This is a genomic window from Mesorhizobium sp. M1295 (genome assembly GCF_040318135.1).
Lineage (GTDB): Bacteria > Pseudomonadota > Alphaproteobacteria > Rhizobiales > Rhizobiaceae > Mesorhizobium.
This window is the reverse complement of the sequence record NZ_JAMYLU010000006.1, coordinates 161,142-175,841: the sequence shown is the minus strand read 5'-3', so window position 1 is coordinate 175,841 and position 14,700 is coordinate 161,142. Positions and strand designations below refer to the sequence as shown.

Sequence of the window (14,700 nt, the reverse complement as noted above, 5' to 3'; positions counted from 1 at the left end):
GGAACAGCGGCTTGGCCGCGGCGCGACAAACCATAGATCATTGTCACAATAAAGCGAAAATCGGACGGCCGGCGTTACGCCGCGCCATCCCGGCTACGGCTCGACCAGACTTGCAAACTCCGGCTTGAAGAGGGCACGTGCCTCGGAGACCGGCAGTTCCAGCAGATCGTCGGCGCAGGCCTGGATGGCATGCGGCAGGGTCTGGAGCCCGAACACCAGAACCTGCTTGTCGCCCTCGCGCCAGAGGCTGGCAGCCAAATTTTCGTCGATCAGATCGTCGATGCCGCATTCGGCTTCGTGATCAATATCGGTCTGATCGCTCGGTTTCTTGCGCCGCTGCTTGACGAAGGAGGCGAGGGAAGGACCGGGCTTGCCATCTATCGTATCCAAGAAAATGTCCTGAAGGCCGAGCAGGACGCCGCGCCGCACATCCATGATGTAGGCGTCCGAATAGTTGGTCGGATGCGCTCCGCCGCAGAAGATGCTGCCGGACTCCCGCCAGCTCATCAGCCGCGGAGTCAGCGAGGTCACTTCGAATGTGCTGTCCTCATAGCCGCCGAGTGTGCCGCCGTTCACACCGTCAATCGGCCCGCCTTCGTTGAAACCGGCATATTGCGCCGCCACGCAGCCCAGTGCGCCGATGTTGGCGCGCCAGTGCCTGTCTTGCAGCAGAGCGTTCGCGGCCTCGATTGGAACGTCGCCGGACAGTTCGACAATGCGCGGCGTGGCAAATTTGGTGCGGGGGTCGACGACATAGCGGTAGGTTGCGTCCGGCCAACCAGTCGTCTTGCCGTTATCGAGCTGAGTGTCCACCCGTAGATAGTCATAAGGGGACGTTTCCATGGTGAGCGGCGTGTCATTGCCGAAGAACTTCATGAAGCTGAAATCGTAGAGATCGAGCGGGCTGCTGGGCTCGTTCTCGGTCACCTGCCGACTTGCGACCCGTTCCAATCTGAGCGGCAGCGCGCTCTTTCCGTTCCAGCTGCCTTCAAGGGTTTTGCCGTTACTGGATGAGGCCAGGCGCCAGACGGCGGCAATCGGCGCAGCCTTTCCGTCATCGCAATTGTCGGCGCCGCATGCCTCCTCCTCGGCCAGTTCGAACTTGCTGCCCTTTTGAGACCGGGCCTGCAGCGGGATGTCGACGCCCTTCGAGCGGTAGAAATAGCGGCCGGCCAGCGGGCCGCCGGGCGCGGCGGGGTCGCCGGTGAATTCGACGACGATATCGCTCTTTCCAAGCTTGCCGGCATAAGTCACCGGCTCCGCCTCGGCTGCTGTCGACAGTACCAGGATCGCGGCCATTAACGTGACCGGCCTGCTAAGATGCTGGATCATTTTTCCCCCAAGCCGCGAGTTACAGCTGTCTTGCGCCAGCAGTCACGGTCGGCTGTCAGGCCCTTATAGTCAAGTTGTGCCTCGTCCCGCACCTGAGGCTGCTCAGCGAAAAGACGCGGCGAGCGCCGCCCCTGGTGCGGATGGCGCATCCGCCCGTTTCAGCGGGTTTTTGTCCTCGGCGCGGCTGTGGAGGCTCGAACCACCAGTTCTACCGGCAGAACGACTTGGCGGGGGGCTTCATTGTCAAGGACCATTCGGGCGGCAAGCCGGCCTTTTCCGATCACGTCTTGTGCGACAGTGGTCATCGGAGGCGTGGTGCGTGCGGATTCAGCGGTGCCATCGAAGCCGACGACCGACACGTGGCCCGGCACGTCTATGCCGCGACGAACCGCCTCGTCGAGTATCGTGATCGCCTGCCAGTCCGACATGGTCAGGATCGCGGTTGCTTCAGGCGCCCTGTCGAACACCACTGATCCGGCAGATGGCTCGCCTGGGATTGTCTCGATGATCGGGACATCGTCGATCGACAAATTTGCCTCCGCCAAACCCTGTTTGAAACCGTCGAGCCTTTCATCGTCGAGCGGGAAGCCGGCCAGAAGCGGGCGCGTTGCCTGTCCGGGCATGTGGACGATCGGCGGGCCGGGAGTGCGGCGCACCGAAAGGATGGCAAAATGCCGGTGCCCCAGCCCGGTCAAATGCCGGACGGCAGCAACCGCACCACTCCTGCCGTCGATCTTTATCGAATTGATGTCGGGACCTGCGTCGCTTTCGAGAATGACGAAGGGCAGACGCCGTCTCTGTACAGAAATTATGAGACCAATGTCGGCGCTGTGACCAAGGATAAAGCCGTCAACCAGGGCATCGCGGATGCTGGCGAAGCGCGTGTTGTCGGTGCCGTTTACCAGGCTGAGCGTCGTTCCAGCCTCGTCGCAGGCGAGCGAAACGCCGAGCACCAGCTCGCGGCCATATGGGCTTCTCATCACTTCGGAGATGGCGTAGGCGCCAGGCGGCATGAACCCGATGGCATTGAACTTGCCGTCCCGCAGCAATCGTCCTTTCGGATCGGGGCCGCCAAACCCGAGCGCTCGCGCGGCCGCTTCGACGCGCTCGCGCAATTCAGGCCTGACCAGCTCCGGCCGGTTGAAGACGTTGGAGACAGTCCCCCGGGAAACTCCGGCAGCCTTGCCGACATCGGCTAGGGTGGGCATTGGCGATTCACTCGTTTTCCCTGAGGTAGACCATTTTTTGGAGCGCTCCAAGAATTTTATTGACTCAAAACCAAAATAGGGGGATCGTGCTCCTTGGAGCGCTCCAAGAGCATATACTGAGGGTGTTTCTGCGACTGAGACACCGAGAATCGTCACATGGCATGGTCGCAGCGGCCAATGCCCAAGGAGAGGATGATGGCAGAAACCGATGCTTTTCCAGCCTCGCTCGTAGGCAAGACTTTCGACTGCGTTTTCGGCCCCTTCGTACCGCGGCTGACGTTTCTTTCGCCGCAGGAATTGCATATCCAGGCGTCGATCGGGACCACTGGAATCGACGAGGTGGTCAAGGTCGGCCTGACCAGCGTGCGTCCGAATCTCGTGCTCGCGAGTTGGACGGAGCAGAGCGGCAACTTCATTGTGCAGTTGCAGGATCACGAGAACCGGATCGTCCATAATTATGCGCGGCTGGCCGATGGGCAGCTCTTCTGTGCTCAGGGCGCCATTCAAGCCGTTCCGGCGTGAGGGGAGGAAAATGCGATGGAACTCGCTTATGACAGTCATCTGCTTGCTCGAATTCTGCTGAGCGTCGCGACCGTGGGTTACGGTGTAGCGACGATCAAAGCCGACTTGAACGCCACCCACGCCACCAATCCACTGTGGACTCCCCATGCCCGGTTTCACGTCGTCTGGCAGGTGCTGAGCTATACCGGGGTGGCGCTGATTGCCCTCGGACTCATCTGGATCAAGGGGCAACTCGAAGCCGAGCGGCTCTATCTCGCCGGCGGATTGGCCGCGGCCATGTATGGGGCATTCTTCGCGGCCATGCTCTCGCGGCCGATCTATGGTGGCGTGCTGTATGACGAGAACGGCTACCCGCCGTTCCGGCCGCCGTTTGGACCGGCGGGCTGGCGGTGGGATGTCAACGTCACCGTCTTTACCGCGATGTCGGCGATCCTGCTGCTGGGCCTGGCTGCGATTTAGGGCAATTCCGGGAAAAGTGTGAGACGGTTTTCCGTCCGGAATTGCGCAAGAACAAAGAGGTGGAGCGGTTCGGCGTTTCCGTGAAACGATGAACTGCTCTAGGACAGCGCCAGCGCCCTAAGCCACGCGACCAGCCGGTCACGATCGGCGGTCATCCCCTTGTAGTCGAGCTGGGCCTCGTCCAGCGCCAGAAGTTGTTCGGCCAAGGACGCTGCGAGCGCCGCACGGTCGCGGTGGCGCTCCAGCACGGCGAGCGGGTCGAGATGGATGCGGATGGTGAAGAGTACGTCGCCCGAAACGGGGAGCTTTCTCAGCGTCTGCCGCTCGACGCGGATAAAGGCATGGGCGTCGATGTCACCGTCCGGGAATCTCGACGGGCGACTGCTGGCGCGGTCGATGCGTTCGACATTGGAGAGCGGATGGTAGAGCGCGTCGCCCGCCTTGATCGACCAGTTGTAGCGCTCGACGGCTTGGCCCTGGAGGCCGTCGAACATGCGGTTGATGAGATCGGCCGGGCGTGTGCCTGGACCGAAACCCGGTACCGGCGCGTGGATCTGCTGCAGCGGCTTGCCGAATTTTTCGGTCAGCGACCATGACGAGGGGAAGCAGAGCGAGCCGGCCGCCAGACGCCAGCCGCTCTCGTCGCGGCGCATCAGGATCAAATCCTCCTGGACGAGCAACGAGGCCGCGACAAGCGGCGCATCGCTGAAAGAAGCTGCGGTGCCTGAGCCTACAAGACTGTCGGTGCCGCCGATCACCACGATCCCGTTGTCGGTACGCCTGTGGGTCCCAGGAAAGTTCGCCGCCAGATGCGCACCGAGCAGATCGAGCACTTCGCGTTGGGCGTCGCGTGTGGCTTGCTCCTCGACAAAAACCTTGTCTGGAATTTCGGCATAAAGCCGGCGTTTCTCGGCAAGATAGGGCAGCAGATATTCGTCGATCTCGATCCATCTATCTAGATTGAGCGGCTTCAGCCCGATGGTGAACAGTTTCGACGAGCCGTCATAGGGTGTGTGGGTCGGCGGGCGGAAACTCATGCTTCTTTGTAGGCTTCCAGTGCGGCGGCGGCCATTCTCGCCGTGAATTCGGTGATTTCGTAATCGGCGGCGCCTGCCTTGGCGAAGGGATCGTCCGCCAGTCTGGCATCGAGCACGTCGCGTGGACCGCGCGCGATGATGATGCCGCCGGTCCTCGGCCGCTTCGGCCCGGAGGCGACAAAAATGCCTTCCGCATAACAGGCCTTCAGCCACTCGACATGCGCTTGCTGCAGGCTGTCGATCTCGGTCAGCGGCACCGTATACTTCAGCGAAACCACGAACATTGTTGTCTCCCGATGCTTCAGCCCAGCCGCGCCGGGATCAATCCGCGCAGCGAGTTGCCGACGAACAGCGCCTTGGCCGATTTCAGTTCGCTCCATGTGTAGATTGCTTCGCGGGCGCGGCCTTGATCCAGCAGTTCGCCGCGCAGGACGCCAGGCAGCAGGCCGCAATCGAGCCGCGGCGTGGCCAGCACGCCGTCGCCGAATTCGGCAAAGACATTGGTGATCGTGCCCTCGCAGATTTCGCCGCGCTCATTGGCGAGCAGCACCTCGTCGGCCCGGCCGGCGAGATATTCGGCGCGGGCGCGCGTATAGATTTGTCGGCGGCTGGTCTTGTGGCGCAGCAGCATATCGCTCGAATCAAGCCGCACGCGCGCCAGCTGCACGGTCCAGACCTTGTCTGCGGCGAGCGGCGCGTAGGGCTGCACCGAAACCGCTACATCGCCCTTGCGCGACAGGACGAGGCGAGTGCGCAACGCAATGTGCTGGCGGCCGACCGCATTCATCAGCGCTTCACCGACCCGTTGCGGGTCGCAGCCGAAGCCGAGTTCGTCTGCCGAGCCGTAAAGCCGCGCGAGATGGCGGTCGAAACGGAGGAAACCCGAGCCGGGTTCCCAGCGCATTGTTTCGATCAGTTCGAAATCGGCAGTGTTCCCGTCGCGAAACGGGCTTTCAGCAGACACTCCTGGTACTCCTCTTCGGCTGTCGAATCGAAGACGACGCCACCGCCGACATTGTAGACTGCCTCGCCATTGGCAAAGAGCGAGATGGTGCGGATCGCCACCGAAAAGCGCATCCGGCCGCCGGGGGCGATCCAGCCTATGGCGCCGCAATAGACATCGCGCGGGCCACCTTCCAGCTCGCGCAGGATCTCCATGGCACGGATCTTCGGCGCGCCGGTGATCGAACCGCAGGGGAACAGCGCGGCGAAAATCTGGCGGATGGCGAGGCCGGGCAAAAGTTTCGCCCGCACGCGGCTCACCATCTGGTGGACCGTCGGGTAGCTCTCGATGCGGAAAAGCTCCGGCACATCGAGCGTGCCAACCTCGCTGATCAGTGAGATGTCGTTGCGCAGGAGATCGACGATCATCCGGTTCTCGGCCTGGTTCTTCTCGTCGTTGCGCAAGAACGCTTTCAGGCGATCGTCCTCCGCCTTGGTGGCGCCGCGCGGCGCAGTGCCTTTCATCGGATGCGTCTCGATCATGCCTTCCGCGTCGACCTCGAAGAACAGTTCCGGCGAACGCGACAAGACGATCGGATCGCCAAGCGCGACCAGCGCCCCATACTTCACCGGCTGGCGTTCGGTCAGCGCGTTGAAGGCGTCCAGCGGATCGCCCGACCATTGCGCGTGGACCGGAAAGGTCAGATTGCCCTGGTAGCAGTCGCCCTTGCGGATGTGGTCATGCAGCCTGGCAAAGCGTTTGGCGTAGTCGTCCGAGGACCAGGCTGCCTTGGGGTCGAAGATTGGGCCGTTGCTAGCCGGCAGATCGCCTGGCGCGACCGTCTCTTCGACCGGCGGGTCGAACACGCCGAGGCAGAAAAGCGGGGCGCGGCGGCCGGCTGGCAGCAGCGGAACGAGCTTGGGCTCGAGCAGGTAGCCGGCCTCGTAGGAGAAATAGCCGGCCAGCCATTTGCCGCCATCATGTGCAGCCTGCGCGGCTTCAAGCGCCGGCAGGAAGTCCGCCTCGCCATGCGCCGAGATGATCTCGGCCGGCCGGTCGAAAACGAGCTGACGCGCGGTCTCGTCGTTCCGGAAAATTGCAAAGGGCAGGGGCAGGGACATAAGGCTCGGATGCTGCGGTCACCAGCGATCGATCTATATGGGGGCTCGACCGTGCGCAATCGAGGGAACGGCGTCTCAAGACGCAAAGGCGCGGCGGGGCAAAAACAAAAGCGGCGCCCGAGAGCGCCGCCTTGTTCCAAATGCCGCCTTGCGATGGATCAGGTGTTGCTGGCTTCCCCCGCGGTCGGGAAGCGGCGCGCAAATTCCTTTTCGTCGCCGGCGGCAAGCAGTTTCGCCTGCTCGATCCAGCGTTCACGTTCGATGCGGCCGTCGAAATTCAACGTCGCCTCGATCCGCCTGACATCGTCGGGCGTCCAGGCGGCGATCTGGGCATAGGTCGTGACCCCAAGCCCTTTGAGCAGCCGCTCGTTGGTCGGGCCGATGCCGATCAGGCGACGCAGATCGTTGGCTTTGCCCGCCGCTGCGGTCGTTGCGTTGCCGGTCGCGGCTTTCTTTGCCGCCGGCGCAGCCTTGCTTGCCGCTGGCGCAGTCTTTTTTGCCGCTGGCGCAGTCTTGGGTGCGGCGCTCGCTTTCGATGCAGCCGGCTTCGGCGTCGCCGTTTTCGCCGCACTTGCGCGTGGCGCGGTCGCAGCCTTGGCCGTTGCAGATTTCTTCGGCGCCGGTTTGGCCGGCGCGGATGTCGACATCAGGGTTGACGGTGCCTGCATCGCCGCCTTGGTTGCGCCGGCCTTGGCGGCTGGCGCCTTGGCTGTTGCCGCCTTCGCGGTTGGCGCCTTGGCGGCCGGCGCCTCGCCCAGCCGCCGCTCGAGGTCGGCGCGGGCGCGGCCGCATTCATCCAACTCACCGGTCAGGCGGTCGCTATCGGCCCGCAATCTGTCACGTTCGCTGCGCGTGCGGTCGAGATCGCCGCGCAAACTGTCGAGTTCGCCACGCAGGCGTCCCCAAATGAACCAGCCAACCAACACACCTACCAGGAACGCCAGGAGCATGTAGAAAAAAGTGCCCATTGTCTTTCTCTCTCCAGTCCGATCCGTCCGCCCTGGCCTGTGGAGCCATGACCTCGGCGAAGGACCATTCGATGGTGGTTCCGCAATTTGCAGAACAGCCGGCTTCGATCGAGCTGTCGGCGACCGGTTTGCCCCTGGCCAACAACCGTTGTCGCATCCGCCGACGCGCCATGACCGGTCGGGACTTTCCGACCGGATCCATTCGTGCCCGGCTGAGCTTGAGGGCGGACGCTATCATACAGCTTACGGGAATCTAACGGAAAACTTCCATGGAAAGTTATTTAAGAACAAATATCCAAGACAAGAATAGAACCATCGTCAATATGCATTGCAGCTAAACTGTTCTGGAAAACCCGGTCACCCGGTGTTGCGCATCACCCAGTGTTGCGCATCACTTGTCCAGTGCTTCCAGCTCGTCGATCAGTCCGCTGATCACACTAAGCCCGATCTGCCAGAAGGCAGGGTCCGTCGCGTCAAGGCCGAACGGCGCCAGAAGCTCGGAATGATGCTTGGTGCCGCCGGCGCGCAGCATGGCAAAATATTTCTCCTGAAAGCCGCGCTCGGCGTTCTGGTAGACCGCGTAGAGCGAGTTCACCAGGCAATCGCCGAATGCATAGGCATAGACGTAGAAAGGCGAGTGGATGAAGTGCGGGATATAGGTCCAGAAAACCTCGTACCCCTCGCGTAGCTTGATCGCCGGCCCGAGGCTTTCCGCCTGCACTTCCAGCCAAAATTGGCCGAGCTTGTCGGAGGTCAATTCGCCGCTCTTGCGCTCGGCATGCACCTTGCGCTCGAACTCGTAGAAGGCGACCTGGCGCACGACCGTGTTGATCATGTCCTCGACCTTCTGGGCGAGCATGGCCTTGCGTTCGCGCTTGTCGGTGGTCTGCTCGAGCAGCGAGCGGAAGGTCAGCATCTCGCCGAACACCGATGCGGTTTCGGCCAGCGTCAGCGGCGTCGACGCCATCAAGGCGCCCTGGCCGCCGGCCAGCACCTGGTGCACGCCGTGGCCGAGCTCGTGCGCCAGCGTCATCACGTCGCGCGGCTTGCCCATGTAGTTGAGCAACACATAAGGATGCGCCGAAGGCACCGTCGGATGGGCGAAGGCACCAGGCGACTTGCCGGGTCTCACCGGTGCATCGATCCAGTTGCGGTCGAAGAAAGTTCTGGCGATCTCCGCCATGTCGGGTGAAAAGCGCTGATAGGCGGAAAGCACGGTGTTCTTGGCCTCGTCCCAGCCGATGACCGCCTGCGGGGTCTCCGGCAGGGGCGCGTTTCGGTCCCAATGGTTCATCACGTCCATGCCGAGCCAGCGCGCCTTCATCGCATAATAGCGATGCGACAGGCGCGGATAGGCGTCGCGAACCGCCGCGGCGAGTGCGTCCACCACGCTGCGTTCGACGCGGTTGGCGAGATGGCGGGAATCGGCAATGTCCTCGAAGCCGCGCCAGCGGTCGGAGATCTCCTTGTCCTTGGCCAGCGTGTTGGTAATCAGCGTGAAGACGCGCAAATTCTTGCGGAAAGTTGCGGCCAGCGCTTCGGACGCCCGGCGGCGCACCTCGCCGTCGGCGTCCTGCAGGCGATTGAGCGCCGGCTCAAGCGTCAACTCCTCGCCGTCGAGGCCGAAGCGCAAATCGGTCATCGTCTCGTCGAACAGGCGGTTCCAGGCCCCGCGCCCGGTGATCGACTTTTCGTGGAAGAGTTGCTCGATGCGGTCTTCGAGCTGATAGGGCTTGTCCTTGCGCAGATCGAGCACCCAGGGCCGGTAGTGGGCGAAGGCCGGATCGGCGGCGAGTGCGTTTTCGATCGCGCCATCGTCGATGAGGTTCAGCTCGAGCGCGAAAAACAGCAGGTGCGCGCTGGCATCGGTCATCTTTTCCTGGATGTCGCCATAGAGCTTGGCGCGCTGCGGATCCGACGTGTTGCCGGCATAGACAAGCCCGGCATAGGAGACGATCCGGCCGATCAGCTCCTCCAACGCTTCATAGGCCTGGAGCGCCTCGCCCAGCCTGCCGGCGCTGCCACGCCCGGCCTCGGCGGCGAGCGTGCCTTTCCAACGGCTCTCGAAGGCGATGGCATCGGCGGCGGCCTTGGCGATGTCGCGCTTCAACTCGGGCGCTTCCATGCCCGAATAGAGATCGGCCAGATTCCATTCCGGCAGGTCGCCAAGCTCCGCCACGCCCTGACCGGACGCCGCCGCCAGCTTTCGAGCAAAAACCATGCGCATTGCCGATCCTTCCAAACACGAAAATTCGAGGAAACGAGAAGCCGGTCAAATCCTAAGGAATTCATTCACCGGGTTTTTTGAAAGCTTATTTAGAACCCTGTGCCAAGATGATCCATAGGGCGCATTCTCGGGCGGGCACGGTCGGATCAGTCATGGCAGCTTCCATACTCATAGTCGATGACGATCCGGTGCAGCGCAGGCTGCTCGAGGCAGCGGTGACGAAATTCGGCCACACCGCGATCGTCGCCGATGGCGGCGAGGCCGGTCTCGATGTTGTCGACGGGCCCAATGCGCGCGACGTCTCGGTGGTCATCCTCGACCTGATGATGCCGGGCCTCGATGGCATCGGCGTGCTGAAGGCAATGCGCGAGCGCGGCATCCACATTCCCGTCATCGTGCAGACCGCCCAGGGCGGCATCGAAACCGTCGTTTCGGCAATGCGTCACGGCGCCTTCGACTTCGTCGTCAAGCCGGCCTCTCCCGACAGGCTGCAGGCGTCGATCGGCAATGCCCTCAAGGTCGAAGCGCTCGAAGGCGAAGTGAAGCGCTCGTCACGGCAGCGCGGCGGCCATCTGACGTTCAAGGACATGATCACTCACAGTCCGGCGATGGATCGGGTGATCCGGCTCGGCCGCAAGGCGGCGGCGTCCAACATTCCGATCCTGATCGAGGGTGAATCCGGCGTCGGCAAGGAACTGGTGGCGCGCGCCATCCAGGGCAGCGGCGACCGCCGCTCGAAACCCTTCGTCATCGTCAATTGCGGCGCCATCCCCGACAATCTGGTCGAATCGATCCTGTTCGGTCACGAAAAGGGCTCGTTCACCGGCGCCACCGAAAAACACACCGGCAAGTTCGTCGAAGCGCATTCGGGCACGCTGTTCCTCGACGAAATCGGCGACCTGCCGCTCGACGTGCAGGTCAAGCTGTTGCGCGCCGTACAGGACGGCGAAGTCGATCCGGTTGGCGGGCGCTCGACCGTCAGGGTCGACATCAGGCTGATCTCGGCAACCCATCGCAACCTGCTGCAGCAGGTCAAGGACGGCAAGTTCCGCGAGGATCTGTTTTATCGTCTGAACGTCTATCCGATCTTCGTGCCGCCATTGCGCGACCGTCGCGACGACATTCCCCATCTGGTCGAGCACTTCATGGAGAAGGTGGCGCCCGCCGATCCGCGCCACCGTCTGCGAGGCATCTCCGCTGGGGCGCTCGCCATGCTGCAGGCCTATGACTGGCCGGGCAATATAAGGCAGCTCGAAAATGCCGTCTTCCGGGCTTCGGTGCTCGCCGAGGGCGACATGCTGACCGAAGAAGAGTTCCCGCAGATCCGGGCGCAGGTCGAGGGCACGGTCAATCTCGATGCGGATATCGCCTCGCCAGCTTCAGGAGGGCCAGCTTCAGGAGGGCCAGCTTCAGGGTGGCCAGCTTCCGGATTGGCTTCGGGCAGCCTGCCGCGTGATAACGTCCCGGCCGCCGTCGGCGCCGCCGCGGCCGAGCCCGACGCGCCGGCCAGACCCCGCTTCGGCACGCTGCGGGCGCTCGACGAGCGCGGCAATGTGCGTGCGCTGGCCGATGTCGAGCTCGAAATGATCAAGCTCGCCATCGACCACTACAACGGCCAGATGAGCGAGGTCGCCCGCCGCCTCGGCATCGGCCGGTCGACGCTCTACCGCAAGCTCAAGGAATACGGCATCGACCCGGAGACCGGCCGTGTCGAGAGGCTCGCTTCCTGAGTCACAGGGCCAAGCCGGTTCTCATCCGGACATCATTCCAGGCAACTGAGTCTCGTAATGACGTGTTCGCCGCAATGTTCACGTATTAAGGCGGACGGTAACAGATCGTGTTTCGAGCTGGCGCCAAAACATGATCTAAACCAGCGGTTTACCAAGATCTCCTGCGCAATATTTTTGGCGGGATATCGCCACGGTGTTACCGCATTTCGGCTTCAATAAGCGATGATTAACCATTAGGATCGATATTCGGATGCACATCTAACGCATCCGTTTGGTCAAATCCGGGGACAAAACGGCAGCCTGCAAGGCCTTTTGATTTGAACAGAATCGAACGACACAAAAACGGGCGGCATTATCACATGAGCGTCTGGCCGAGATGGCTGGCAGCGGTGATTGTTGCCGTCGGGTTCCTTGCAGCGGCGGCAACCGGCGCCAGCGCCGAGACACGTTCGCTGAAGCTCTATCATCTCCACACGCATGAAAAGGCGGAGATCGTCTACAAGCGCAACGGCCGCTACGATCAAGCGGGCTTGCGAAAGATCAACATCATCCTGCGCGACTGGCGTCGCAACGAGCCGACCAAGATGGATCCGCGCCTGCTGGACCTGGTCTGGGAAGCCTATCGTGAGAGCGGCGCCACCGACTATATCCAGGTCGTCTGCGGTTATCGTTCGCCGTCGACGAATTCGATGCTGCGCAGCCGCAGCAGGGGCGTCGCCGAGAAGAGCCAGCACATGCTCGGCAGGGCGATGGATTTCTACATTCCCGGCGTGCCGCTGAAGAAGCTGCGCGACATCGGCCTCAGGATGCAGGGCGGCGGCGTCGGCTATTATCCCAGCTCCGGCTCGCCCTTCGTGCACATGGACGTCGGCAATGTGCGCCACTGGCCCGGCATCAGCCGCCAGGAATTGGCGCGCGTGTTCCCCAATGGCAAGACGCTGCATGTGCCGAGCGACGGCAAGCCGCTGCCTGGTTATCAACAGGCGCTCGCCTCCTACAAAGCCCGCAAGGGCGCCGGCGCGCCGGCCATCGAACTGGCCAGCGCAAGCGGCGGTGGCAAAAAATCCCGCGGCTTCCTGGCAGCCTTCTTCGGCGGCGGCGACGACGAGGCGGACGACAGCGCCGATGTGGCGATGGCTGAGCCAGCGCCAAAGCCCCGTAACGTGAAGCCGGCGCCGTCGGCCAAGAGCAGCAATCTGCCTGGCATCGCCATCGTGGCGCCTCGGGATGCCAAGCGTGCCGAGATTCCGGAAGTCGCCGATGTTCCGGCGCCTGCGCCGGAACCGGAGAACGACACGCCGGAGACGATCATCGCGGCATTGCCGGCGCGCAGCATTCCGCTGCCCGATTTTGCTCCGCGCCCGAAGGCCGACATCGGTGCCCAGCCGCCTGAAAACGTTCCGTTCGGCGTGGCGGATGCGACTGCATCCACCGAACAGGCGGTGGCAACCGCGCAAGCGCCGGCAAGTGTGGCGTCGGCAAGTGTTCCGTTCGGCATGGCAGACGCGTCGGCTACGGCCGGCCCGGTGCAGGTCGCGGCAAACAACATTCCCGTGCCGAGCTGGCGGCCCGATCATTCGCTGCCGGCCGATCTTTCGTCGGCTGGTCTTGCGCCGCAGGACAAGCAAGTGTTGCTGGCGCTCGCGAGTGCGGCCGAGCGGAGCAACACCGCCACCGATGCATTCTCGGTATTGCCGTCGGCGCGGCCCGACAGTTCGCAGCCCGACGAGGTCAAGGCCGTTCTGGAACGGGTCAGCGCGACCGACGAATACAAGGTCGCTTCGCTTTCCGAGCAAGCATCGGTGTTCGAGGAACCGGCGAGCGACGACGCATCGAGCGACGGGGCGTCGCCGCGCAAGGCCATCGTTGCCCGCCCGGCCGGCTCCGATCCGACGGCCGTCATCGGCGCGGGCGTGAAGACCACACGCAAGGAACCCAGGGCCACCGCCCGCGACCTGAAACCAGGCCCCAAGCCGGTGGTGGTCGCTGCCGCGCCGCAGGCTGCCCGTTGGGCGCTGCACAGCGGCGAGTATGTCGCGACCGTTTCAGACGCGACAACGGCGCCGCGCTACGCTTACGACTTCGTCCGTACGGCACCGAGCGAGGTCTATACCGTCGGCTTCCAGCCGGGCAACGAGATGGCCGACGCCAACCGGTTCACCGGCAAGGCCGTCAAGTTCATGTCGGTGGCCCGCTTCCAGACCGAATAACAGCTGGGCAAATATCGTAGAGGCCGCGCTGGCAACCGGCGCGGCTGCCGCCACCGCCGGCACTGGCTTCCTTCGTGCCGGGATGCTAACCAAGGTCAGCATTCTCCCGCTTCGTCTAATGGTAGGACAGCGCCCTTTGAAGGCGTGAATCGTGGTTCGAGCCCATGAGCGGGAACCAGCCGGCGAACCAGATCGGCAGCAGGCCAGATCGGCGGCGATGCTAGCGCCCGAGCTTGCTCGCGGCGCGCGCCAAGGCTTCGATCTCGTCCCATTTGCCGGCCTTGACCAGATCGTCCGGCGCCACCCAGGAACCGCCGACGCAGATGACGTTGGGCAGGCTGAGATAGTCGGCGGCATTCTGGCCGGTGATACCGCCGGTCGGGCAGAATTTCACGTCGGCGAGCGGCGAGGCGAAGGCCTTGAGCGAGGCGATGCCGCCCGACTGTTCGGCCGGGAAGAATTTCAGAAAGCGCAGGCCGGCTTCGCGCGCGGCCATGACCTCTCCCGGCGTGATGGCACCGGGCAGCAACGGCACTTCGCTGTCCTTGGCTGCCGCGAGAAGCTCGCGGGTGATGCCGGGGCTGACGATGAACTTCGAACCGGCGGCCGCCGCCTCGCCGAACTGGCGGGCGTCCAGGATGGTGCCGGCGCCGACGACGGCGTCTTCGACCTCGCCCGCCACCCGGCGGATCGCCTCCAGCGCGTCGGCGGTGCGCAGCGTGATCTCAATCGCCGGCAGGCCACCGCGGGCCAGCGCCCGGGCCAGCGGCACCGCGTCGGCGAGATTGGCGATCTTCAGCACTGGGATGACCGGCTGGCCGTTGAGGAGCGACAGGAGCTTTTCGGTCGTGCTGGGCATTCGTCGTCTCTCCTCTGTTGATCAAGTCGACCGGTTAGCAGAAGGCGGTTTTTCTGTCCACGAAACGCGGCGTGTCGCGATGTC

The 14,700-nt window shown here is 63.4% G+C and carries 13 protein-coding genes and 1 tRNA gene; 5 read left to right on the top strand and 9 right to left on the bottom strand.

Annotated elements, in window-relative coordinates; translation table 11 throughout:
* Window positions 1-93: 93 nt before the first annotated feature.
* Window positions 94-1,332, bottom strand: a complete 1,239-nt coding sequence (locus NKH29_RS11525; RefSeq protein WP_352481941.1) for a hypothetical protein — start codon at window positions 1,330-1,332, stop codon at window positions 94-96.
* A gap of 158 nt (window positions 1,333-1,490) precedes the next feature.
* A complete protein-coding gene (locus NKH29_RS11520; RefSeq protein ID WP_023720186.1) occupies window positions 1,491-2,540 on the bottom strand; it encodes a LacI family DNA-binding transcriptional regulator in 1,050 nt (349 codons plus the stop codon).
* Window positions 2,541-2,735: 195 nt separating this feature from the next.
* Here NKH29_RS11520 and NKH29_RS11515 point away from each other — a divergent pair, with 195 nt between their 5' ends.
* Together NKH29_RS11515 and NKH29_RS11510 are read left to right on the top strand one after the other, a co-directional pair.
* Complete coding sequence (locus NKH29_RS11515) at window positions 2,736-3,062, top strand: MoaF-related domain-containing protein (RefSeq protein ID WP_352999613.1); 327 nt, start codon at window positions 2,736-2,738, stop codon at window positions 3,060-3,062.
* A gap of 15 nt (window positions 3,063-3,077) precedes the next feature.
* Entirely contained in the window at window positions 3,078-3,521 is a 444-nt protein-coding gene (locus tag NKH29_RS11510) for a DUF6640 family protein (RefSeq protein ID WP_031194347.1), read from the top strand.
* A gap of 98 nt (window positions 3,522-3,619) precedes the next feature.
* On the opposite strand, the gene NKH29_RS11505 is transcribed toward NKH29_RS11510, so the two are convergent.
* The 6 genes from NKH29_RS11505 to NKH29_RS11480 form a co-directional block, all read right to left on the bottom strand.
* Window positions 3,620-4,558: a heme-dependent oxidative N-demethylase family protein gene (locus NKH29_RS11505; RefSeq protein ID WP_352999611.1), complete on the bottom strand. Its 939-nt coding sequence runs from the start codon at window positions 4,556-4,558 to the stop codon at window positions 3,620-3,622.
* Complete coding sequence (locus NKH29_RS11500; protein WP_023720190.1) at window positions 4,555-4,842, bottom strand: YciI family protein; 288 nt, start codon at window positions 4,840-4,842, stop codon at window positions 4,555-4,557. The genes NKH29_RS11505 and NKH29_RS11500 overlap by 4 nt, the downstream gene beginning before the upstream one ends.
* Window positions 4,843-4,859: 17 nt before the next feature.
* Window positions 4,860-5,522 (bottom strand): aminotransferase class IV family protein, encoded by a 663-nt coding sequence (locus tag NKH29_RS11495; protein ID WP_031194348.1) that lies wholly within the window; start codon window positions 5,520-5,522, stop codon window positions 4,860-4,862.
* Window positions 5,471-6,622 carry an aminodeoxychorismate synthase component I gene (locus NKH29_RS11490; RefSeq protein WP_031194349.1) on the bottom strand — a complete coding sequence of 384 codons (1,152 nt, stop codon included), beginning with the start codon at window positions 6,620-6,622 and terminating at the stop codon, window positions 5,471-5,473. Before NKH29_RS11490 ends, NKH29_RS11495 begins: the two co-directional genes overlap by 52 nt.
* 158 nt (window positions 6,623-6,780) lie before the next feature.
* Window positions 6,781-7,590 (bottom strand): helix-hairpin-helix domain-containing protein, encoded by an 810-nt coding sequence (locus tag NKH29_RS11485; protein WP_023720193.1) that lies wholly within the window; start codon window positions 7,588-7,590, stop codon window positions 6,781-6,783.
* Window positions 7,591-7,981: 391 nt separating this feature from the next.
* Window positions 7,982-9,817 (bottom strand): M3 family oligoendopeptidase, encoded by a 1,836-nt coding sequence (locus tag NKH29_RS11480; protein ID WP_352918313.1) that lies wholly within the window; start codon window positions 9,815-9,817, stop codon window positions 7,982-7,984.
* 152 nt (window positions 9,818-9,969) lie between these two features.
* Between NKH29_RS11480 and NKH29_RS11475 the strand changes: the two genes are divergently transcribed.
* From NKH29_RS11475 to NKH29_RS11465, 3 genes are all read left to right on the top strand, one after another.
* Window positions 9,970-11,547, top strand: a complete 1,578-nt coding sequence (locus NKH29_RS11475) for a sigma-54-dependent transcriptional regulator (RefSeq protein ID WP_352918311.1) — start codon at window positions 9,970-9,972, stop codon at window positions 11,545-11,547.
* 359 nt (window positions 11,548-11,906) lie between these two features.
* Window positions 11,907-13,757, top strand: coding sequence for a peptidoglycan L,D-endopeptidase MepK (gene mepK / locus NKH29_RS11470; RefSeq protein ID WP_352999609.1), 1,851 nt, complete (start codon window positions 11,907-11,909; stop codon window positions 13,755-13,757).
* 104 nt (window positions 13,758-13,861) lie between these two features.
* Window positions 13,862-13,935: transfer RNA gene (locus NKH29_RS11465), tRNA-Gln, on the top strand.
* Window positions 13,936-13,977: 42 nt separating this feature from the next.
* Here NKH29_RS11465 and NKH29_RS11460 read toward each other — a convergent pair.
* Window positions 13,978-14,616 carry a 2-dehydro-3-deoxy-phosphogluconate aldolase gene (locus NKH29_RS11460; protein ID WP_352999608.1) on the bottom strand — a complete coding sequence of 213 codons (639 nt, stop codon included), beginning with the start codon at window positions 14,614-14,616 and terminating at the stop codon, window positions 13,978-13,980.
* Window positions 14,617-14,700: the final 84 nt, after the last annotated feature.